This is a genomic window from Pseudomonas sp. NPDC088414 (assembly GCF_044753325.1).
Lineage (GTDB): Bacteria > Pseudomonadota > Gammaproteobacteria > Pseudomonadales > Pseudomonadaceae > Aquipseudomonas.
Window position 1 is genome coordinate 639,475 of the sequence record NZ_JBIVMY010000001.1, and the last position, 19,507, is coordinate 658,981.

Genomic DNA, 19,507 nt, shown 5'->3' on the forward strand with positions numbered 1-19,507 from the left:
CAATTGTAGGAGTGAGCCTGCTCGCGATAGCGGTGTGTCAGTCAGCCTGAATATTGACTGTTCATACGCAATCGCGAGCAGGCTCACTCCTACAGGGTTTTTGTGTTGTTTCAGGCTACTGCGGCAGTCTTCTCAGCCTCCAGCTCCCGCACCAGCGGCAACACCCGTTTGCCGAAATACTCCACCTCCTCCTGAAAGTGCAGAAACCCTGCCAACACCAGATCCACCCCCACCGCTTTCAACGCCACGATCCGCTCGGCAATCTGCTGTGGCGTGCCGATCAGGTTGGTCTTGAAGCCGTCGTTGTATTGCACCAGATCCTCGAAGGTCGATTTCGCCCAGTTGCCCTCACCTTCCGGTGACGCCCTGCCCGCTTGCTTCGCCGCGTCACCAAAGGCGTTCACCGCCTCCGGGTCGGCTTGGTCGATGATCTGCGCCAGCACCGCGTGCGCCTCTTCTTCGGTGTCGCGGGCGATGACGAAAGCGTTGACGCCGATTTTCACCGAATGCTTGTTCGCCGCCGCTTTGGCCCGGATGTCATCGACCTGCGCCTTGATCCCTTCGACGCTGTTGCCATTGGTGAAATACCAGTCCGAGACCCGCGCCGCCATGTCCCTTGCCGCACGGGAACTGCCGCCCTGAAAGATTTCCGGGCGCCCGAGCGGTTTCGGTTTGAGGGTGTAATGGTCGAAGCGGTAGAAGTCGCCGCGAAAGCTGAAGTTATCCTGGCTCCAGATCCCGCGCAGCGAGCGGATGAATTCCTCGGAACGCCGATAGCGCTCGTCGTGTTCCAGCCAATGTTCGCCGATGGCCTGGAATTCGCCCTTGAACCAACCGCTGACGATATTCACCGCAATCCGGCCGTTGGTGAGTTGATCGATGGTCGCCAGTTGCTTGGCCGCCAGCGCCGGCTGCCACGGCCCCGGCAGAATCGCAGCGATCACCTTGAGTTTGCTGGTGGCGGCCAGCAGCGCATGACTGAACGCCACCGATTCATGCTGGAACTCGGCGCCGTAACCGGCGGTGAAGCGGATCTGCGTCAAGGCATATTCAAATCCGGCGGCCTCGGCGAGTTGCGCCAGTTTGCGGTTGTAGTCGATGCCCCAGTCGGTGCGCTGCTCGATCTTGCTGACCACCAGACCGCCACTGACGTTCGGCACCCAGTAGGCGAATTTCACGGCTTGCTGACTCATTGGCGTGTCCTCGGGACGTTGGGAAGGTCAGTGGGATAGAGCAGCAAGCGTGCCAGTCCCCATTGACCCGGTTTTATTGGGTTTGAGGCTGAAGAAGCTGCATTGCTGGAGGATGATTTGTTGTGTGGGTGTTGGGTGGGCAACAGTTGGGTTTTGAGTTGAAAGAGTTGACCCCATCGCGAGCAGGCTCACTCCTACAAGGAGAACGCATTTCAAATGTAGGAGTGAGCCTGCTCGCGATAGGGCCATACGGGTCGCCGCAACACTTGGAAATGAGTAACATGTCAGCCCTTCCCCGCAGCCCCTCTGCGCCCTGCCGAATAAGCCGATTCCATGCCTTTCGAACTCAGCGTTGACCTCACCACCCTGGCCATTCTGGCCCTCGTCGCTTTCATTGCCGGTTTCATCGACGCCATTGCCGGCGGCGGTGGGCTGTTGACCACCCCGGCGCTGCTCACTGCCGGTCTGCCACCGCATCTGGTGCTGGGCACCAACAAACTTAGTTCGACTTTCGGCTCGGCCACCGCCAGTTTCACCTTCTACCGCCGCAAGCTGTTCCACCCTCGGCAGTGGACACACGCGATCATCGGTACGCTGGTCGGCGCGCTCACCGGTGCCATCGTCGCGCACTACCTGCCGGCGGAATGGCTGAACAAGATGCTGCCGGTGATCGTGTTTGCCTGCGGTGTATACCTGTTGTTCGGCGGCACGCCCAAGGCGCCGCTGGACAGCGACGCGCCGATCAAGAAGAAATGGCAGTCGAGCCAGGGCTTCAGCCTCGGTTTCTACGACGGTGTGGCCGGCCCCGGCACCGGTGCGTTCTGGACGGTCAGCAGCCTGCTGCTCTACCCGATCGACCTGGTCAAGGCCAGCGGGGTGGCGCGCAGCATGAACTTCGTCAGCAACATCGCGGCGCTGTCGGTGTTCGTGTTTTCCGGGCAAGTGGACTGGATCATCGGCCTGTGCATGGGCCTGTCGGTGATGGTAGGTGCGTTCTTCGGCGCGCGCACCGCGATCAGCGGCGGCGCCAAGTTCATTCGTCCGGTGTTCATCACCGTGGTGCTGGGGCTGACCGTGCGCCTAGCCTGGCAACACTGGTTCAGCGTGACCTAAACGGCGCGCCACGTAGACGTCGATCAGGTAACGGGCAATCGATTTTGACGCCGGCAACGGCGGCAGGTCGTGCACGTTGAACCATTGTGCGTCCTCGATCTCGTCCTCCTGACAGACGATCTCGCCCCCGGCATATTCGGCATGGAAGCCGAGCATCATCGAATGCGGGAACGGCCAGCACTGGCTGCCCATGTACTGAATGTTCTTCACTTCGATGCTGACTTCCTCGCGCACCTCGCGAATCAGGCAATCCTCCGCCGACTCGCCCGGCTCGGCGAACCCGGCCAGCGTGCTGTAGACCCCGGTGACAAACCGCGGTGAACGCGCCAGCAGGATTTCGTCGCCGCGGGTGATCAGCACAATCATGCTCGGCGAAATGCGCGGATAACTGCGCAAATCACACGGTTGGCAATACATCGCCCGCTCACGCGGCACTTGGGTCATCGCCTGCCCACAGTTGCCGCAAAAACGATGCTCGCGGGCCCAGGTGCCGATCTGCGCGGCATAACCCAGCACTTTGTAGATCGTGTGATCGCCTTCGAGCATGAACGCCCGCAGGCCTTTCCAGTTGCAGCCCGGCACGTCGCTGGAGCTGTGCAATTCCAGCAGATACACCGGCTCGCCATCGAGATGGCCGATGCCGTGTTCCGCCAGGATCGACAAATCCTGACGCTTGAGCCATTCCCGGGGGAACAGCGCTCCGTTGTCATCGAACAGAAAGCCTTCGGGACTGCGCGCCACGGCCCAGCCGCCGGGTTGATCGGTGTCCAGTACTGCAGTGGTCCAGCGAGCTGTCATGGTTTCTCAATCCAGAAATTCGGGTTTCTGTTTACTCATATGGGCGGCCATGGCCACGCGCAAGTCGGTGGATTGCAACATGGCGGCGTTCCAGGTGGCAACGTATTCGAGTCCGTCGTCGATGCGATGGTCGCGCATGTAGCTGATCATTTCCTTGGTGCCGGTGACCGCGATGGGCGATTTGCTGGCGATGTCGCGAGCAATGTCCATCACGCCTTCAAGCAGCAGCTCCTTGTCAGCGTAAACGCGATTGACCAGACCGATGCTGCGCGCCTCATCAGCACCGAAAGTGCGCCCGGTGTAGGCCAGTTCACGCAGCATGCCGTCACCGATGATCCGTGGCAACCGTTGCAAAGTGCCAACATCGGCGGCCATGCCGATGTCGATTTCCTTGATCGAGAATTGCGCGTCTTCGGCGGCGTAGCGCATGTCGCACGCGGCGATCAGGTCAATCGCACCGCCGAGGCAATAGCCTTGAATCGCCGCCAGTACCGGTTTGCGGCAGTTGTCGACAGCATTGAACGAAGCTTGCAGGGTGAGGATCTTGCGCCGCAGCAGGCGCGCATTACGGCCGACGTCCTTGCCCAGCTCGTTGGCGACGCCGGCGAGCATCATCAGGTCGATGCCGGAGGAAAAATGTTTACCGTTGCCGCTCAGCACCACCACCCGCACTTCATCGGTGTCATCGATCCACTGGAAAATCTCGACGATCTCGCTCCAGAACGCGGCGTTCATCGAGTTGATCTTTTCCGGGCGATTGATCTGCACATGGGCGATGTTGTCGGCCAGTTCGACGCTGAAGGCGGTGTATTGAGTCATGGCAGTGATCCTTTACCGGGCTGAAAATGAGGCCCGAACTATAACAAGGCATCACGATGGCGGTTCGGCCAAATGCGGGACTGACTGCCACAAGGTCAGGTAGGTGCCATCAATCCGTGTAGGAGCTGCCGCAGGCTGCGATCTTTTGACTTTGAAGATCAAAAGATCGTCCGATCGCGGCCCGAGCCTTCGGCAGCTCCTACAGGGTTTTGTATGTGCAGCGAAAAATCTAACCGCGCTTCACCGCCACATACGCCGCCGTCTCATAAGGAACTGTCAGCACATGTCGCCCACGCAACGCCGGCTCCGAGGCAATCAACGCGCGAATCTGCTCATCAACCTTGTCCCGCTGCGCCTGCGGCAAGGCCGCAATGAAACTGGTGGAGCGCACCCGATTGAAGATCACGTCCTCGGGCGAGCCGGTGTGCCCATGATGAAACTGCTGCAACTGCAACGGCCCGAACGCCGGATGCGGAAACGCCTGACGCCATTGGCCGGTGTAGTAACGCGGCGTGTCCCCCTCCAGCGCATTCACGATAGCGTCGAGTTTCGGCACCCAGCTGACTTGCGTATCGCGCAGGTTCCAGATCAGCCCGAGCTTGCCGCCGGGCTTGAGTACCCGGGCGATCTCGCTCAAGGCTTCGGGTGTGGCGAACCAATGGAACGCCTGCGCGCAGACCACCGCATCTACGGAGGCGTCGGGCAACGGCAGATCGGTCGCAGTACCGCTCACCGCCAGCACCTCGGGCCAGGCGGCGGACAATTTTTCCAGCATCTGCGCCACCGGCTCCACCGCAATCACCTGCGCATCGGTGGCCGCCAGCCGCCCGGTGAACTTGCCGGTGCCGGCGCCCAGATCGATGACCGTCTTGTGACTGTCCAGGCCCAATGTCTGGGTCAACCATTGACTGACCTGCGGCGGGTAATCGGGGCGACCTTTGACGTAGGTGTCGGCGGCAGTCTTGTAGCCGGCGGCAGCGGAGTGATGGACCTGATCTTTCATGGCAGTTCCTCGTGTGTCAGCGCCGAGTCATGGCAAAGCGCTGGATGGACGGCGGGCGTTCCTGAGCATAGCGCCGTGATTTGCGCGTACCTTGAACAGAGCCTGACAAAGCAATGAATAAAATGCCGTGCTGTGGTGTTCAAAGTGAAACATAACCCTCTGTGGAGCCTTGCCCATGACTATCCGTTCCGTTATGTTCGCCGCCCCGTTGCTGCTGGTGGCCGCGTTATCCACGTCGATGGCATTTGCCAATGGTGATGAAAGCGCACCCGTGCAGAAGCCCAACTGCCCCAAAGGCCAGGTCTGGGACAGCAAATCGCAGAAATGCGTGCTGCAGACCAGCAGCGCCGTGCCGGATGCCGATCGCACCGATTACGCCTACCGATTGGCCAAGGACGGTCGCTACGAAGAAGCCCTGGCCCTGCTCGACACCCTGAAACAACCGAACACCGCCAAGGCCCTCAACTATCGCGGTTACGCCACACGAAAACTGGGGCGTACCGATGAAGGCATCGGCTATTACCTGCAATCGGTGAAACTCGATCCGCAGTACGCGCAAGTGCGTGAATACCTCGGCGAAGCCTATGTGATCAAAGGTCGCGTCGACCTGGCGCAGGAGCAGTTGCAGCAGATCCAATCGATTTGCGGCACGTCCTGCGAGGAATACCAGGATCTGGCTGAAGCCATCAACGATTCATCGAAAACCTGAAACAGATAAAGGAACGCCATCATCGTCAGCGATCAGGCATTCAGAGCAGAACTCGGACAGCATCTGGCGCGACTGTGGCGCTACGGCCTGCTGCTGTCGCGCAATCGGCACGTTGCCGAGGATCTGGTGCAAGCCACGTGTGTGCGGGCGCTGGAACGTGCCGGGCAATATGTTGCCGGCACGCGCATGGATCGCTGGTTGCTGAGCATCCTGCATTCGATCTGGCTCAACGAAGTGCGCGCGCGTCGGGTGCGTCAGGGCACAGGCCAGGTCGATGCCGACGGGCAACTGGCCTTCGACGGCGAATACGCCGCACAAACCCACGTGATGGCGGCGCAGGTGATCCGCCGGGTCGATGCGTTGCCGGAAACCCAGCGCGAAACCGTTTATCTGGCCTACGTTGAAGGCCTGTCCTACCGCGAAGTTGCCGAGATCCTGCAAGTGCCGATCGGTACCGTGATGAGCCGTCTGGCCACCGCGCGGCTGAAACTGGCCGAGTACCCGCCGCTGCAAGCCGTGCCGAAAACCACTGGAGGTGACCACCCATGAACAAGCCCTCCGACGAACAACTGGTGGCCTACCTCGACGACGAACTGGATCCCGCGTATCGCGCTCAACTCGACAGCGCGATTGTCGACGACCCGTTGCTCAGCCTGCGCGTGCAATGGTTCGAACGCAGCAGCCTGCCGTACAAGGATGCCTATGACGAACTGGCGCAACAGGCGCCGCTGGAGCGTTTGCAGGCGCGCCTCGATGCCATCCCTGCCCCTCAGCGGCCAGGCCTGAGCCGACGCTGGTTCATTGGTGCGGCCGCCGCGAGTCTGCTGGCGGGCGGCGTGTTGGCCGATCGCCTGTTTCTCGCCTGGCAAACGCAGCAAGCGCATAACTGGCGCGCCCTGGTGGGCGACTACATGGCGCTGTATGTGCCGCAAACCCTCGATCACCTGCCCAGTGACGAAGCCAGCCAGCGCGCACAACTGCGTGCGGTGGATGCACGATTGGGGCTGAGCCTGTCGCCGGCACTGGTGAAGTTGCCGGGCACCGAACTAAAGCGTGCACAAATGCTCGAGTACGACGGTGTGCCGATTGCGCAACTGACCTATCTCGATGCGAAACACGGGCCGCTGGCCTTGTGCGTGACTCGCTCCAACAGTGGCAGCCAGCCTTTGGCGCACGAACGGCGGCATGAGATGAACGTGGTGTACTGGACCGAAGGTGAGCATGCGTGGATGTTGATCGGGCACAATCCGGCCCCGGCGCTGGAAGACCTCGCCAGACACTTGATCGAACGGTTGAGCGCATGAGTGCCGCTGCCACTATGCTGAGCGCGTGATTATCCAAGGAGGAAGCATCGATGCAGATTTCACCCCGCAGCGCCCTGCTGGTCATCGACGTGCAGAATGACTTCACCCCGGGTGGCCAACTGGCCGTCCCCGAAGGCGATCGGATTGTGCCGCTGATCAATCGCCTCGGCGATCTGTTCAAGCAAGTGATCATTGCCCAGGACTGGCACCCGAGCGGCCACGCTTCGTTTGCCTCGAGTCATCCCGGACGCAAACCGTATGAGGTCATTCAGCTGCCCTACGGCGAGCAGACGCTCTGGCCGGATCATTGCGTGCAAGGCACCGTCGGCGCCGGGTTTCACCCCGAATTGAACCTGCCCCACGCGCAACTGATCATCCGCAAGGGCTGCAACCCGGACATCGACAGCTATTCGGCGTTTCTCGAAGCGGACCGGCGCACCACCACCGGTCTGGCCGGTTATCTGAAAGAACGCGGTATCGACACGGTGTACATGGTCGGTCTGGCGCTGGATTTCTGCGTGATGTTCTCGGCGCTGGATGCGCGGGCGGCGGGGTTCAATGCGTTTGTGCTGCTGGATGCCTGTCGCGCCATTGATATGGAGGGTTCACTGGCGGCGGCGATGGAGCGAATGCAAACGGCCGGGGTTGGCTTGATCCAGTCAAACCAACTGATCTGACACCGCAACCGCATCCCTGTGGCGAGGGAGCTTGCTCCCGCCCGGCGGCGAAGCCGTCGCAAAACCGGCAAATGACGCCTGGCTGCGGATTGCCTAGGGCCGCTTCGCAGCCCAGCGGGAGCAAGCTCCCTCGCCACAGGTTTTCCTTCACTTTATTCAGGCAGCGGTAGGCAACCACAATCTGAACCGCGCCCCGCCCAACGGCGAACTTTCCACCGTCAGCGTCCCGCCCTGCGCCTCCAGTGCCCGACGGCTGATCGCCAGGCCCAGGCCAAAGCCACCGGTGGCGCGGTCGCGGCTGCGATCAAGGCGATAAAACGGCTCGAAAATCCGCTCACGCTCGTCATCCGGGATGCCAATCCCATCATCGTCGACCCAGATCCCGCAGCCATCAGGGCTGACCTGCACGCCAATCTGAATGCGTTTCTCGCAATAGCGCATGGCATTGCGCAGCAGGTTCTGGATCGCCCGGGCGGTCAGGCGGGGATCCAGCGAAAAGCGTTCGAGCTGACCATGCAACAACACATCAATAACGATGTCCGGTGACTCCAGCTCTTCATCGACACTGCCCAGAATGCTGTCGATGAACTCATCCAGCGAAACCTCAACCTGTTCGGGCAATTGCGCCGGATTCTGCAGGCGACTGTAAGACAGCAGTTCCAGCACCAACTCATCCAGTTCGCGAATGTGCGCAACCAGCCCTTGCAGGCGCTCGCGACTGGTCGCCGGTAAATCATCGGACAGCGCCAGGGCCAGGCCGAAGTCCAGACGGGTCAGCGGTGTACGCAATTCGTGGGACACCGCGTTGAGCAGGTCGCGCTGCTGATTGAGCAGATTTTCGATGTCGCCGGCCATGGTGTCGAACACGTTGGCCAGGCTGCCGATGTTGGAACTGGCGGGTATCTGCGTGCGCTCGTTCAGGTGGCCCTTGCCGAAGCGTTCGGCAGCGCCCTTGAGGCGTTCCAGATCGCGCCAGTGCGGGCGAATCCACAGCAGCAGGCAGGCGAGCATGCTCGCGCCGATCAGCACGTTGATGCTCCAGTACAACAGATTGACGTCCAGCGGATCCGGCGGCACCACCATTTGCACGGCGACGTCATCGTTCAGTGGGGTGACCGCCAAGGTGCGCCATCCCCAATCGCCAATACGCACCACGTTCTCCCCGGCGCGCAATCGCACCTGCTCGGGGGCGGTGAACCCGGCGTCGTCGATACGTGCCAGAGCGATGTGCAGCGGCTGGAAGTCCTTGTCCATCGACTGCGCCAGTGCCGGCCACTGATCCTGCGGCACCGCGTGAAACTGCCGGGTGATCAGCGATTGCAGGCCGCGCGAATAGTCGAGGTTGTAGGTGATGAAGCGCTCGCGGAACGCCATGATCACCAGATCCGGCACCAGATAGATCGCCGCACTGTAGGAGACGATCGTCACCAGATACAGGCGAAAGAGGATTCTGAACATCAGCTCAGCATTCCCACTCGGAGCGGCTGAACAGGTAGCCCTTGCCCCATACGGTCTTGATCTTGCGCGCCTCGCCGGCGTGATCGTCGAACTTGCGCCGCAGCTTGGAAATCGCCACGTCCACCGAACGATCGGTGCCGTTGAACTCAATGCCGCGCAAGCGCTGGAGGATCTGATCGCGGCTCAGCACCTCCCCGGCGTGTCGGGCCAGGACCACCAGCAAATTGTATTCGCCGCTGGACAGCTCCACCGGTTGATCGCGCCAGGTCACGGTGCGCTCGGACAGGTCGATGCACAGATTGCCCATGACGATCCGGTCATTGACCGTCATCGGTTCACCGAGGCTGCTGCGCCGCAACAAAGTACGCACTCGTGCCAGCAGAACCCGTGGCTCGCACGGTTTGGTGACGTAATCGTCTGCGCCCATTTCCAGGCCCAGTACCTGATCGTGACTGTCATCGCGGGCGGTCAGCATCAGGATCGGCAGCGTCGCCGAATCGGCCCGCAGCAAGCGGCAGACCTGCAGGCCGTCGAGACCGGGCAGCATCAGGTCGAGAATCACCAGATCCGGCGGATTGATCCGCGCCCGTTCACGCACGTGGTCGCCACGGCCGATCACGCAGACGGAATAACCGTTGCGCTCCAGATAGCTGGAAATCAATTCGGCGAGGGCGGTGTCGTCTTCGACCAGGAGGATGTTGGGCATTGGGGGTGTTCCAGGAAAGTGCTGTGGCGACTGTTTGGGCCTCATCGCGAGCGAGGCTCACTCCTACAAGGTTCGTGTCTGACACAGTTCCAATGTAGGCCTTCGCCTGCTCGCGATGGCGGTTTATCTGTCGCAATAAATTTCAAGGCGTAAAGGATATACGCCCACACCCGTCCCTGAGTAAAACCCTTACACAATTTCACACAGCGCCTACAAAGCTTCACCGCTACCCTCGGCGTCTGGCCTTAGGATGCGGGCTTCAATATTGGGGGTAGTACATGTCGAAAAATCTGCTGGCCGGGCTCGGCCTCATCGCCGTTGCGCTGTTGCTGAGCGCCTGTGATTCGTCCTCGAAGGCCGAAGAAGAAGCGCCGCCGGCCACTGTGCGCATCGAGACCATCGAGGCCCGCCCTCTGTCGATCAGCAGCGAACTGAGCGGGCGGATCGCCGCGCCACGCATCGCCGAAGTACGTGCCCGAGTGGCCGGCGTGGTGCTGCAACGCTCGTTCCGTGAAGGCAGCGACGTGAAAAAGGGCGACGTGCTGTTCCGCATCGACCCGGCACCGTTCAAGGCTGACCTGGACAGCGCCGAAGCCGCGCTGCGCAAAGCCGAGGCCAACGCCTTCCAGGCGAAGTTGCAGGAGCAACGCTACGCGCAGTTGATCGACGACAAGGCGATCAGCGCCCAGGATTACGACAATGCCCGCGCCAATGCCCGGCAAACCGCCGCCGACGTGGCAGCCAATAAAGCTGCGGTAGAACGGGCGAAGCTGAACCTCGGCTACGCCACCGTCACCGCGCCGATTTCCGGGAGGGTCGGCCGTGCATTGGTCACTGAAGGTGCGCTGGTCGGACAGAACGAAACCACGCCATTGGCACTGATTCAGCAGCTCAACCCGATCTACGCCGATCTCACCCAGTCGACCCGTGAACTCAATGAATTGCGCCGCGCCTTCCGTTCCGGGCAGTTGCAGGAAGTCGGTCAGGATCAGGTCAAGGCCACACTGATTCAGGATGACGGCAGCCTCTACCCGTTACCGGGCAAGTTGCTGTTCAGCGACATCAGCGTCGATCCGGGCACCGGCCAGATCATTCTGCGCAGCGAGTTCCCCAATCCTGACCTCGACCTGCTGCCGGGCAGCTTCATCCGCGTACGCCTGCAACAAGCCACCGTGCAGAACGGCATCACCGTACCGCAACGTGCGGTGCAGCGTGACAGCGCCGGTATCGCTCAGGTGCTGACCATCGACCAGCAGATGCGCGTGGCGCAGCAACCGGTGCAACTGGGCGCAGTGCAAAACGATCGCTGGATCGTCACCGGCGGCCTCAAGCCCGGCGACCGCATTGTCACCGAAGGCCTGCAGCACGCCCGTCCCGGCGAAACAGTGCAGATCGACGACACCCCTCTTCCACTTGCCCAGACCTCTGGTCAGTAAGCAGGACGCTTTCATATGCCGCAGTTCTTTATCGATCGCCCGGTGTTCGCCTGGGTTGTCGCCCTGTTCATCCTGTTGGCCGGTGCGCTGGCCATCCCGCAATTGCCGGTGGCGCAGTACCCCGACGTCGCCCCGCCGCAGATCGAAATCTACGCCGTGTACCCCGGCGCATCGGCACAGACCGTCGATGAAAGCGTGGTCAGCCTGATCGAGGAAGAGCTCAACGGCGCCGATCACCTGCTGTACTTCGAATCGCAGAGCAGCCTCGGCAGCGCGACGATCAAAGCCACCTTCCAGCCGGGCACCAACCCGGAGCTGGCGCAGGTCGATGTGCAGAACCGCCTCAAAGTGGTCGAATCGCGCCTGCCGCAAGCGGTCAACCAGCAAGGTTTGCAGGTGGAGAAAGTCTCTGCCGGCTTTCTGCTGCTGATCACCCTGACCTCCAGCGACGGCAAACTCGATGACGTGGCACTCAGTGATTATCTGGCGCGCAACGTGATGAACGAGATCAAGCGCATCGACGGCGTCGGCAAGGCGCAGCTGTACGGCGCCGAACGCGCGATGCGGATCTGGATCGATCCGCAGAAGCTGATCGGTTTCAACCTGACCCCGGCCGACGTCAACACCGCCATCGTCGCGCAGAACGCGCAGGTTTCGGCGGGCAGTATTGGCGATTTGCCCAATCCGTCCTCGCAGGAAATCACCGCGACCATTTTGGTCAAGGGTCAGTTGTCGACTCCGGAAGAATTCGCCGACATCGTGCTCAAGGCCAACCCCGACGGCTCCACCGTGCGCATCGGCGATGTGGCGCGGGTCGAAGTCGGCAGTCAGGAATACCAGTTCGGCACGCGCCTGAACGGCAAGCCGTCCACCGCCGTCGGCGTGCAATTGGCGCCGGGAGCCAATGCGCTGGCGACCGCCACCTTGATCCGGGCGAAGATGGACGAACTGTCGCGCTACTTCCCGACCGGCGTCGAATACAAGATACCGTACGACACCTCGCCGTTCGTCAAAGTCTCGATCACCAAAGTGGTTTACACCTTGGGCGAGGCGATGCTGCTGGTGTTTGCGGTGATGTTCCTGTTCCTGCAGAACATCCGCTACACGCTGATTCCGACGCTGGTGGTGCCGGTGGCGCTGATGGGCACGTTCGCCACCATGCTGGCGCTGGGTTTCTCGATCAACGTGCTGACCATGTTCGGCATGGTGCTGGCCATCGGCATTCTGGTGGACGACGCCATCGTCGTGGTGGAAAACGTCGAGCGGATCATGGCCACTGAAGGCTTGTCGCCGAAAGAGGCGACGCGCAAGGCCATGAAGCAGATTACCGGCGCGATCATCGGCATCACCCTTGTGCTGGTGGCGGTGTTCATTCCGATGGCGTTCATGCAGGGTTCGGTGGGCGTGATTTACCGGCAGTTCTCTTTGTCGATGGCGACCTCGATCCTGTTCTCGGCGTTCCTTGCCCTGACTCTGACGCCTGCACTGTGCGCCACGCTGCTCAAGCCGATTGCCAAGGGTGAGCACCATGAGAAAAGCGGCTTCTTCGGCTGGTTCAACCGCCGCTTCGAGCAACTGACCGACCGCTATCAAGGCTGGGTCGGTTACGCGCTGAAGCGCAGCGGGCGATATCTGTTGATCTACGGCGTGCTGCTGATCGGTATGGGCTTGTGCTTTGCACGTCTGCCCTCCTCGTTCCTGCCGGTCGAGGATCAGGGTTACACCATCACCGACATTCAACTGCCACCCGGGGCCACCAAGAACCGTACGGTGCAGGTCGCCGAGCAACTTGAAGCGCATAACGCTGGCGAGCCCGGTATCAGTGACAGTGTGGTGATTCTCGGCTTCAGCTTCTCTGGTAGCGGGCAGAACGCGGCGCTGGCCTTTTCCACGTTGAAAGACTGGTCGCAGCGCAGCAGCGATGACGCGGCAAGCTCGATTGCCGACCGCGCCAACATCGCCCTGAGCCAGATCAAGGACGCGATGGCGTTCTCGGTGCTGCCACCGCCCGTAGACGGCCTCGGTACGTCCAGCGGCTTCGAATTCCGCCTGCAGGATCGCGGCGGTCTCGGTCACGCGACATTGATGCAGGCGCGCACTGAACTGCTCGCCGCCGCCGAGAAAAGCCCGGTGCTGATGAATGTGCGCGAAAGCGCGCTGGCCGAAGCGCCGCAGGTGCAACTGGAAGTAGACCGCAAGCAGGCCAATGCGCTGGGCGTGTCGTTCGCTGACATCGGCAGTGTGTTGTCCACCGCCGTGGGTTCCTCCTACATCAACGACTTCCCCAATCAGGGGCGCATGCAGCGGGTGGTGGTACAGGCCGAAGGCGATCAGCGCAGTCAGGTCGATGACCTGCTGAAAATGCACGTGCGCAATAACGCCGGGCACATGGTGCCGCTGTCGGCGTTCGTTCAGGCCAAATGGACGCAAGGCCCGGCGCAACTGACCCGTTATAACGGTTATCCGGCGATTGCGATTTCCGGCGAACCGTCGCCAGGCCACAGCACCGGTGAGGCCATGGCGGAGATTGAACGGCTGGTCGCTCAAGGGCCGAAAGGTCTGGGTCAGGAATGGACCGGGCTTTCACTGCAGGAACGGTTGTCCGGCAGCCAGGCACCGATTCTGCTCGGTCTGTCGCTGCTGATCGTGTTCCTGTGCCTGGCGGCACTTTACGAGAGCTGGTCGATTCCGACCTCGGTGCTGCTGGTGGTGCCGCTGGGCGTGCTCGGCGCAGTGCTGGCGGTGACCTTGCGCGGGATGCCCAACGACGTGTTCTTCAAGGTCGGGCTGATTACCATCATCGGTCTGTCGGCGAAGAACGCGATCCTGATCATCGAATTCGCCAAGAGCCTGTATGACGAGGGACACGACCTGATCGATGCGACGTTGCAGGCAGCGCGCCTGCGTCTGCGCCCGATCGTCATGACCTCGCTGGCGTTCATCCTGGGCGTGGTGCCGTTGGCCATCGCCACCGGCGCCAGTTCGGCGAGCCAGCAAGCCATCGGCACCGGGGTGATCGGCGGGATGATCACGGCAACGCTGGCGGTGATCTTTGTGCCGTTGTTTTTCGTGGTGGTGATGAAGCTCGTGCAACGCTTCACCAAACACCACTGATCCCTGTGGGAGCGGGCTTGCCCGCTCCCACAGTGTCATTCGAAGGGTCAACTCAGTGTTCACATCCCCCTCGCCTTTCCCGCTGAAAGACAACACCTGTCAACTCTGACAGTTATGCAGAATATCCCGCACCCTTACCCTGAAACGCCACTGACTGATCAGTGAAGCAACAGCGGCTTCAGGGCCAAGGACAGCAATCATGAACGATAAAACCAACGAGCAGCATATGAGTGCAGTTATTGAAGGCACCCATCCCCATACATTCAAAGCGAACAGAGACTGGGCAATCTCCCAGTTCGAAAATCGGTTCTGGATCCGCGCCGTTCACGATGAAAACGAGGACGGGCAAGATCAGCAAAATGACAAACCACAGCACCTCATAACGCTGAGGGTTCCCGACACTATTTCGAATGACGGCGAGGAGAACGTCCTGCAGATCGGCGGGAATACCGAGGCCATTTACGCCCGTTTCTCCAGTTGGGGAGGTCCTGTTCACCCGGCGCGTTCCGGCGAGATCAAAATTCACTACGACTGGAAAACCGCTCGTATGTACGGCGAGTATCACTTCAAAATCAGCTCCCTTGGAGAGCAGCTGGACATTATCAAAGGCATTTTTGATCTGACCGGCATTACTGACTCGGTACAAAACAAGCAATACGTAGCGACAGGCACCTTCACCGCCAATGGCGGACTTGGCGAGTTCAAAGCCGATAAGTTGAGCATCACGAAACATCAGCCGTCGCCGATTATCCCGCCCTATCTTGAAGTGAGAGCTGCGCAGGGTTCCGATATTCAGATTCGCTACACCATTTTCATCATGGGCGACTTGAAAGCTGGGGAGTTTGATCTGTCGAAAAAAGATGAGGTGTACATCGTTCACAACTCGTCCAAAGGTGAGCTTTACATCTCAACGTCCGGAAAGCTGAATTTTACCGCCGACCCCACCGAGAAACTGATCACCGGCACGTTTGATGCGCAGTTCCGCGATAGCTTGGAAAATGAGGTAAACGCAAAGGGTGAATTCAATATCGAGGTCTGACAACCACCGCCCCGTGGGAGCAAGCCCGCTTGTGTCTGAGTAAGGGAATAAACTCTGGGGTGAGAGGGGTGGATGGCAAGCTGTGAGTCCGCGGTGCTTGAAGCACGAGTGGGAGCAAAGCTGCCATCCACCTTTCTACTCTGGCCCCTAAGCCCGAACAGTTGGACGAGCGCCACTCGAATCACAAGCCTGTCACACAGTGGTGCCGTTGTTCGTTGTGGTGGTGATGAAGCGCTCCAAAACGTCAGCTCCTACAAAAGCACTGCTGCGTGCGCTAAGGTTCCGGGATTGATCATCACTGTGAGTCCTCATGCGCTTTCTCGCCCGCACCCACCCTCGCCTGTCCGCCGCCGCTCTGGTGGGCCTTGCCACCGGCCTGCTGGTCCCTGCCGATTCGATCATCAGCAAAATACTGATTGGCTGGAATGCCGGCGTCTGGACCTACCTGATCCTGATGTTCTGGTTGACCGTTCGGGCGAAGGCGCCGGACGTCAAACGTATCGCCGTCATCGAAGACGAAAACGCCGGGCTGGTATTGTTCGTGGTGTGTATCGCGGCGTTGGCCAGCCTGGCCGCCATCACCCTGGAGCTGGCCGGCACCAAAGATCTGGATACCCATCGCAAACTTCTGCATTACGCGTTCACCGCCCTCACCGTCGTAGGTTCGTGGCTGGTGATCGGGGTGATTTTCAGCGTGCACTACGCCCGGCTGTTTTACACCTGGGACGGCAAGGAGCCGGCACTGCGCTTTGCCGAGGGCCTGACAACACCCAATTACTGGGACTTCCTGTATTTCTCGTTCACCATCGGGGTCGCGGTACAGACGGCCGATGTCGGCGTCGCCACTCGCGACATTCGCAAGATCGTACTGGCACAGTCATTGATCGGGTTTGTGTTCAACACGGCGATTCTGGGCTTCTCGATCAATATTGCGGCAGGGTTGTTTGGTTGAAGGTCATTCACAAACACAAGAATCGACGCCAATAAAAAATCACATAAAAATGGCGATGTATACCTGTAAAGTCTGACAGTTTACAGCTTCGCCTGGCTGGCATCTCATAGGCTATCCCGCCTGTATTGAATGGCGAGATATCCTTTGTCATGACAGCGGAGGCTGGATTTATGAACGCATTAGCAAAAGTGTCATACCAATCAGTGATGGCAGGCACATGTAAAGGAACAATCAATGGAACCGAGCCTTACGAGGCCGGCATGGTAATACTGTCTGAGGCGACCTACCCCCCGCCTCATGGTGAGGCACATGTCATGCAGGCCATACAGCGGGGGGCAGCCCCGGATTATAAAACCAAGGAAGTCACGGTTTCTTTTACCAAGGGTCTCGCGAACGACAGATATGCATTGCTTCCTGGCTCTCCTAGCGTCCAGGTAATTTTTGTCGATAGTTCTACACCGGGTACACCAATCTCCTATACCAACAACAATGGAATAGCTGAACTCGCATTCGACGCTGATAAGTCCATTTTCAGTGGCATTATTAACGCCACACTCGAAAATCGGGATGAGGACACAATTAGAACCGTCAATCTGCACGTCAACTTTGAAGCCCTGCCAACACCACCTATGCGGCGAATTCCGCGTCCACCGTCATCCCGCAGGGGCCCATGCTGATTGATCGACGCCAGGCCGGTTAGGCATCTAAAAGAAAAGGAGGCCGAAGCCTCCTTTTCTAATTTCCAGTATGCCGATCAGAACGTGTATCGCAAGCCCAGGGTCAATCCGGCGGGTTGACGGAAGTTCTTGCCGTCGCTGTATTCATAGTCGGCATGCATTTGCAGGTTTTTCGATACCGATGCCGCGACACCGGCTCCGACCATTCCCCGTGCCCCGGAAAGATCGTTCTTGAACACGTTGTCATTGACCTTCACTTCGTTGTTTTTGGCGAACTCATAGCCGCCACCCACCCGCAGATAAGGTTGCACTTCAACGTCATTGTTCAGTTTGAAATTGCGACCCGCCGTCACACCCGCTTCACCGAGGAGTGAACGTGCGCGGCCACCGTCTGCCTGCAAATCGTTGTCCAGCGAAAAGTCCTTGCCCTGAATGACCACGGCCGACCACTTGGTGAAGGGCTCGACGAAATAACCGTCGTCAAGCTTGATGTGCCGACCGAATTCCACCGATCCACCGACCCCCGTGTTGTCATAGTCGCCTTTGGCCCGGGCGCCGTCGCTCAGGCTGACCTTCGCTTCGTTGCGAAACCGGTTCACTTTCAACACGGCATCGGCGTAATAACCGCTGTTTGCATCCAGCCAGGTGGCGTAAGTGCCCAGGTAGTAACTGTCGACATTACCCGACGTGCCCGCATTCAGATCGAGGTCGGACTTGCTGTGGCCGCCCATCACACCAACCAGCCACTGACCGTCCCCTACCGGCAGGGTGGTGTCAGCCCCCAGGGTGAACCCCACCTGACTCTGCCGGTAGCCGACACCGGATCCGTCAGCGATCTGATATTGATTGCCATAGGTCCGCCCCCAGGCGCCGCCCTGCCCTCCATTGAAACGCAACTCACCCATCCGGCTGCGCAACGAGGTCAGCTCGCCATACCAGGTCGGCAGAGGCGTATTGAACAGTGCCAGTACCGAGCGTGCGCCCGGGCTGACAATGCGAGAGGTCGGGTCAAGAATCCAGTCGTTGCCACTCTTGGCCAAGGCGTAGGAATACGCGCCTTGATCGACGACATTGCCCTGCAGCGAAAATTGTGCGGAGCCACCGTTGGTCTTGACCACCGTCACTGGCTGACCCGCAGGCGGTTCCGTACCGCTGCTGGCAATGAGCAATTCGTGCGAACCGCTGGCCGTGCCGGTGACGTTGAGCAAATCGGTCTGGCCGGTCGCCAGATCGGTACCCATGATGAAATGGCCGTTGCCGGACAGATTGGTCACATCCAGTTGATAGAACGCGTTGTCTGCCCCGAACTTGACCGAGCCACCATTGAGCACAAGATTTCCGACCTGGCTGTTATCCACCAGCACCCATTGTGAGTTGTCGTTGATCGTGGCGTTGGCCACGTTTCCAAGCCGGCCAGTCAGCACCGAATTGTTCTGCAAGGTCAGCCCGAACGTGCTGCCCGCCTCCGTCACGATATCGCCATTGAGTGTACTGCTGTTGACGGTCATTGAAACATCGGAACCGCCCCTGACCTCAACCAAGGTGTTATTGCCCGCCAGAAGTCTGGAGTTGGAAAGTGTCAATGTCGCGGTGGTCCGCTCGACATTAGCGAAATCCACCAGAATGGCAGAACCGTTTTTACCCTGAACAGTGGTGTTGTCCAGATTCAACGTGGCGGGTGCTACACCTGTTACATCCAGCGCGATGAAGACACCGTTCTGAGCGCCCGTGAGGGTACTGTTTCTGGCAACGGCATCAGCACTCTGCAGCCACAAGCCATAACCCGAAGGGCCGGTTCCCTCAAGGGTCGAGTCGACGACATTGATCAGGCTGTGGGAGGTGGCCAGGGCGCCAGCGGTCACGCCGGTGATGATGCTGTTATTGGTGATATTGGCTGTCGAGCCCGCCTGCGTGCCGAACACGCGCGCCGCCGACAGACCGATTCTGTCCGCATTGATCGTGCTGTTGTCGACGTTGCCCAGACTTGAGACAAGCTGCAAACCCGCTCGGGCACCCACGCTCGACAGGTTGGCGCCGCTCAGATTCACCGTCGAGTTGTTGGTGGCACTGATACCCTGAGTTCGGCTACCAGCGTTGACATTCACCGTCGAGCGGTTGGCGGTGATTGCCAGGGTCTCGGCATTGTTGACGTTCAGCGTGGCATTTTGAGTGAGATCCCAGCGTTCGATGGCATCTCCTGTATTGACGTTCGCGGTGCCCCCTACTACGGGTGCTGCACTGGCAAAGGAAGAAATCACAAGAAATGGCAAGCACAGTCCTTTCAATGAAAAGCCACGGAACGAACGTAAATACATACTGGTCACCTGCTCCGAAAAATAAACGATCGAATACGACGAGATGCCCGGCATCTCGTTTCTGAAGGGGTGCAAGGCTATAGAGCAATTACTTTGTTATCTGTAGGACTTATCCTTTTCTCATGAGCGATAACTCAATGCACACGAAGATCAAAACGCAGATGTGAACATGAGGGCGTGAAACGAATACACGC

Annotated in this window: 17 protein-coding genes; 10 read left to right on the forward strand and 7 right to left on the reverse strand. The window is 59.7% G+C overall.

Features of this window, described 5'->3' with window-relative positions; all coding sequences use genetic code 11:
• Positions 1-110: 110 nt before the first annotated feature.
• Entirely contained in the window at positions 111-1,193 is a 1,083-nt protein-coding gene (sfnG, locus tag ACIP8I_RS02870) for a dimethylsulfone monooxygenase SfnG (RefSeq protein WP_400758494.1), read from the reverse strand.
• 333 nt (positions 1,194-1,526) lie between these two features.
• Here sfnG and ACIP8I_RS02875 point away from each other — a divergent pair, with 333 nt between their 5' ends.
• On the forward strand, positions 1,527-2,306 hold the full coding sequence (locus ACIP8I_RS02875; RefSeq protein WP_400758495.1) for a TSUP family transporter: 780 nt from the start codon (positions 1,527-1,529) through the stop codon (positions 2,304-2,306).
• Here the strand turns inward: ACIP8I_RS02875 and nudC are convergent.
• The 3 genes from nudC to ACIP8I_RS02890 all read right to left on the reverse strand — a co-directional run bounded on the left by nudC (position 2,274) and on the right by ACIP8I_RS02890 (position 4,926).
• On the reverse strand, positions 2,274-3,104 hold the full coding sequence (gene nudC, locus ACIP8I_RS02880) for an NAD(+) diphosphatase (protein ID WP_400758496.1): 831 nt from the start codon (positions 3,102-3,104) through the stop codon (positions 2,274-2,276). The two genes, ACIP8I_RS02875 and nudC, sit on opposite strands and share 33 nt — an antisense overlap.
• A gap of 6 nt (positions 3,105-3,110) precedes the next feature.
• Positions 3,111-3,923 (reverse strand): crotonase/enoyl-CoA hydratase family protein, encoded by an 813-nt coding sequence (locus ACIP8I_RS02885; protein ID WP_400758497.1) that lies wholly within the window; start codon positions 3,921-3,923, stop codon positions 3,111-3,113.
• Positions 3,924-4,152: 229 nt separating this feature from the next.
• Positions 4,153-4,926 (reverse strand): methyltransferase domain-containing protein, encoded by a 774-nt coding sequence (locus ACIP8I_RS02890; protein ID WP_400758498.1) that lies wholly within the window; start codon positions 4,924-4,926, stop codon positions 4,153-4,155.
• Between the two features lie 175 nt (positions 4,927-5,101).
• Between ACIP8I_RS02890 and ACIP8I_RS02895 the strand changes: the two genes are divergently transcribed.
• From ACIP8I_RS02895 to pncA, 4 genes are all read left to right on the forward strand, one after another.
• Positions 5,102-5,635, forward strand: coding sequence for a tetratricopeptide repeat protein (locus ACIP8I_RS02895; protein ID WP_400758500.1), 534 nt, complete (start codon positions 5,102-5,104; stop codon positions 5,633-5,635).
• A 90-nt stretch (positions 5,636-5,725) separates the two neighbouring features.
• Positions 5,726-6,184 carry a sigma-70 family RNA polymerase sigma factor gene (locus ACIP8I_RS02900; RefSeq protein WP_260688120.1) on the forward strand — a complete coding sequence of 153 codons (459 nt, stop codon included), beginning with the start codon at positions 5,726-5,728 and terminating at the stop codon, positions 6,182-6,184.
• Positions 6,181-6,939, forward strand: coding sequence for a transcriptional regulator (locus ACIP8I_RS02905; RefSeq protein WP_400758502.1), 759 nt, complete (start codon positions 6,181-6,183; stop codon positions 6,937-6,939). Before ACIP8I_RS02900 ends, ACIP8I_RS02905 begins: the two co-directional genes overlap by 4 nt.
• Before the next feature lie 50 nt (positions 6,940-6,989).
• Complete coding sequence (gene pncA, locus ACIP8I_RS02910; protein WP_400758504.1) at positions 6,990-7,616, forward strand: bifunctional nicotinamidase/pyrazinamidase; 627 nt, start codon at positions 6,990-6,992, stop codon at positions 7,614-7,616.
• Positions 7,617-7,772: 156 nt separating this feature from the next.
• On the opposite strand, the gene ACIP8I_RS02915 is transcribed toward pncA, so the two are convergent.
• Together ACIP8I_RS02915 and ACIP8I_RS02920 are read right to left on the reverse strand one after the other, a co-directional pair.
• A complete protein-coding gene (locus ACIP8I_RS02915; protein ID WP_400758506.1) occupies positions 7,773-9,074 on the reverse strand; it encodes an ATP-binding protein in 1,302 nt (433 codons plus the stop codon).
• 4 nt (positions 9,075-9,078) lie between these two features.
• Positions 9,079-9,780 carry a response regulator gene (locus ACIP8I_RS02920; RefSeq protein ID WP_400758508.1) on the reverse strand — a complete coding sequence of 234 codons (702 nt, stop codon included), beginning with the start codon at positions 9,778-9,780 and terminating at the stop codon, positions 9,079-9,081.
• Between the two features lie 278 nt (positions 9,781-10,058).
• On the opposite strand from ACIP8I_RS02920, the gene ACIP8I_RS02925 reads away from it, so the two are divergent.
• The 5 genes from ACIP8I_RS02925 (at position 10,059) to ACIP8I_RS02945 (ending at position 16,998) form a co-directional block, all read left to right on the forward strand.
• Positions 10,059-11,216: an efflux RND transporter periplasmic adaptor subunit gene (locus ACIP8I_RS02925; protein ID WP_400758510.1), complete on the forward strand. Its 1,158-nt coding sequence runs from the start codon at positions 10,059-10,061 to the stop codon at positions 11,214-11,216.
• 15 nt (positions 11,217-11,231) lie between these two features.
• Entirely contained in the window at positions 11,232-14,330 is a 3,099-nt protein-coding gene (locus ACIP8I_RS02930) for a multidrug efflux RND transporter permease subunit (protein ID WP_400758512.1), read from the forward strand.
• Positions 14,331-14,529: 199 nt separating this feature from the next.
• A complete protein-coding gene (locus tag ACIP8I_RS02935) occupies positions 14,530-15,369 on the forward strand; it encodes a hypothetical protein (RefSeq protein WP_400758514.1) in 840 nt (279 codons plus the stop codon).
• Between the two features lie 310 nt (positions 15,370-15,679).
• The gene (locus ACIP8I_RS02940; RefSeq protein WP_102355174.1) at positions 15,680-16,321 is read left to right on the forward strand and encodes a DUF1345 domain-containing protein; all 642 of its coding nucleotides are present in this window, start codon (positions 15,680-15,682) and stop codon (positions 16,319-16,321) included.
• Between the two features lie 170 nt (positions 16,322-16,491).
• Positions 16,492-16,998, forward strand: a complete 507-nt coding sequence (locus ACIP8I_RS02945; protein ID WP_400758516.1) for a hypothetical protein — start codon at positions 16,492-16,494, stop codon at positions 16,996-16,998.
• 77 nt (positions 16,999-17,075) lie between these two features.
• Here ACIP8I_RS02945 and ACIP8I_RS02950 read toward each other — a convergent pair whose 3' ends face one another.
• Positions 17,076-19,367 carry an autotransporter outer membrane beta-barrel domain-containing protein gene (locus ACIP8I_RS02950; RefSeq protein WP_400758518.1) on the reverse strand — a complete coding sequence of 764 codons (2,292 nt, stop codon included), beginning with the start codon at positions 19,365-19,367 and terminating at the stop codon, positions 17,076-17,078.
• Between the last annotated feature and the right edge of the window lie 140 nt (positions 19,368-19,507).

What these genes read in the sequence shown, in the direction of transcription:
- sfnG (WP_400758494.1), bottom strand. Translation starts at nt 1,193, where the DNA reads ATGAGTCAGCAAGCCGTGAAATTCGCCTACTGGGTGCCGAACGTCAGT.
- ACIP8I_RS02875 (WP_400758495.1), top strand. Translation starts at nt 1,527, where the DNA reads ATGCCTTTCGAACTCAGCGTTGACCTCACCACCCTGGCCATTCTGGCC.
- nudC (WP_400758496.1), bottom strand. Translation starts at nt 3,104, where the DNA reads ATGACAGCTCGCTGGACCACTGCAGTACTGGACACCGATCAACCCGGC.
- ACIP8I_RS02885 (WP_400758497.1), bottom strand. Translation starts at nt 3,923, where the DNA reads ATGACTCAATACACCGCCTTCAGCGTCGAACTGGCCGACAACATCGCC.
- ACIP8I_RS02890 (WP_400758498.1), bottom strand. Translation starts at nt 4,926, where the DNA reads ATGAAAGATCAGGTCCATCACTCCGCTGCCGCCGGCTACAAGACTGCC.
- ACIP8I_RS02895 (WP_400758500.1), top strand. Translation starts at nt 5,102, where the DNA reads ATGACTATCCGTTCCGTTATGTTCGCCGCCCCGTTGCTGCTGGTGGCC.
- ACIP8I_RS02905 (WP_400758502.1), top strand. Translation starts at nt 6,181, where the DNA reads ATGAACAAGCCCTCCGACGAACAACTGGTGGCCTACCTCGACGACGAA.
- pncA (WP_400758504.1), top strand. Translation starts at nt 6,990, where the DNA reads ATGCAGATTTCACCCCGCAGCGCCCTGCTGGTCATCGACGTGCAGAAT.
- ACIP8I_RS02915 (WP_400758506.1), bottom strand. Translation starts at nt 9,074, where the DNA reads ATGTTCAGAATCCTCTTTCGCCTGTATCTGGTGACGATCGTCTCCTAC.
- ACIP8I_RS02920 (WP_400758508.1), bottom strand. Translation starts at nt 9,780, where the DNA reads ATGCCCAACATCCTCCTGGTCGAAGACGACACCGCCCTCGCCGAATTG.
- ACIP8I_RS02925 (WP_400758510.1), top strand. Translation starts at nt 10,059, where the DNA reads ATGTCGAAAAATCTGCTGGCCGGGCTCGGCCTCATCGCCGTTGCGCTG.
- ACIP8I_RS02930 (WP_400758512.1), top strand. Translation starts at nt 11,232, where the DNA reads ATGCCGCAGTTCTTTATCGATCGCCCGGTGTTCGCCTGGGTTGTCGCC.
- ACIP8I_RS02935 (WP_400758514.1), top strand. Translation starts at nt 14,530, where the DNA reads ATGAACGATAAAACCAACGAGCAGCATATGAGTGCAGTTATTGAAGGC.
- ACIP8I_RS02940 (WP_102355174.1), top strand. Translation starts at nt 15,680, where the DNA reads ATGCGCTTTCTCGCCCGCACCCACCCTCGCCTGTCCGCCGCCGCTCTG.
- ACIP8I_RS02945 (WP_400758516.1), top strand. Translation starts at nt 16,492, where the DNA reads ATGAACGCATTAGCAAAAGTGTCATACCAATCAGTGATGGCAGGCACA.
- ACIP8I_RS02950 (WP_400758518.1), bottom strand. Translation starts at nt 19,367, where the DNA reads ATGCCGGGCATCTCGTCGTATTCGATCGTTTATTTTTCGGAGCAGGTG.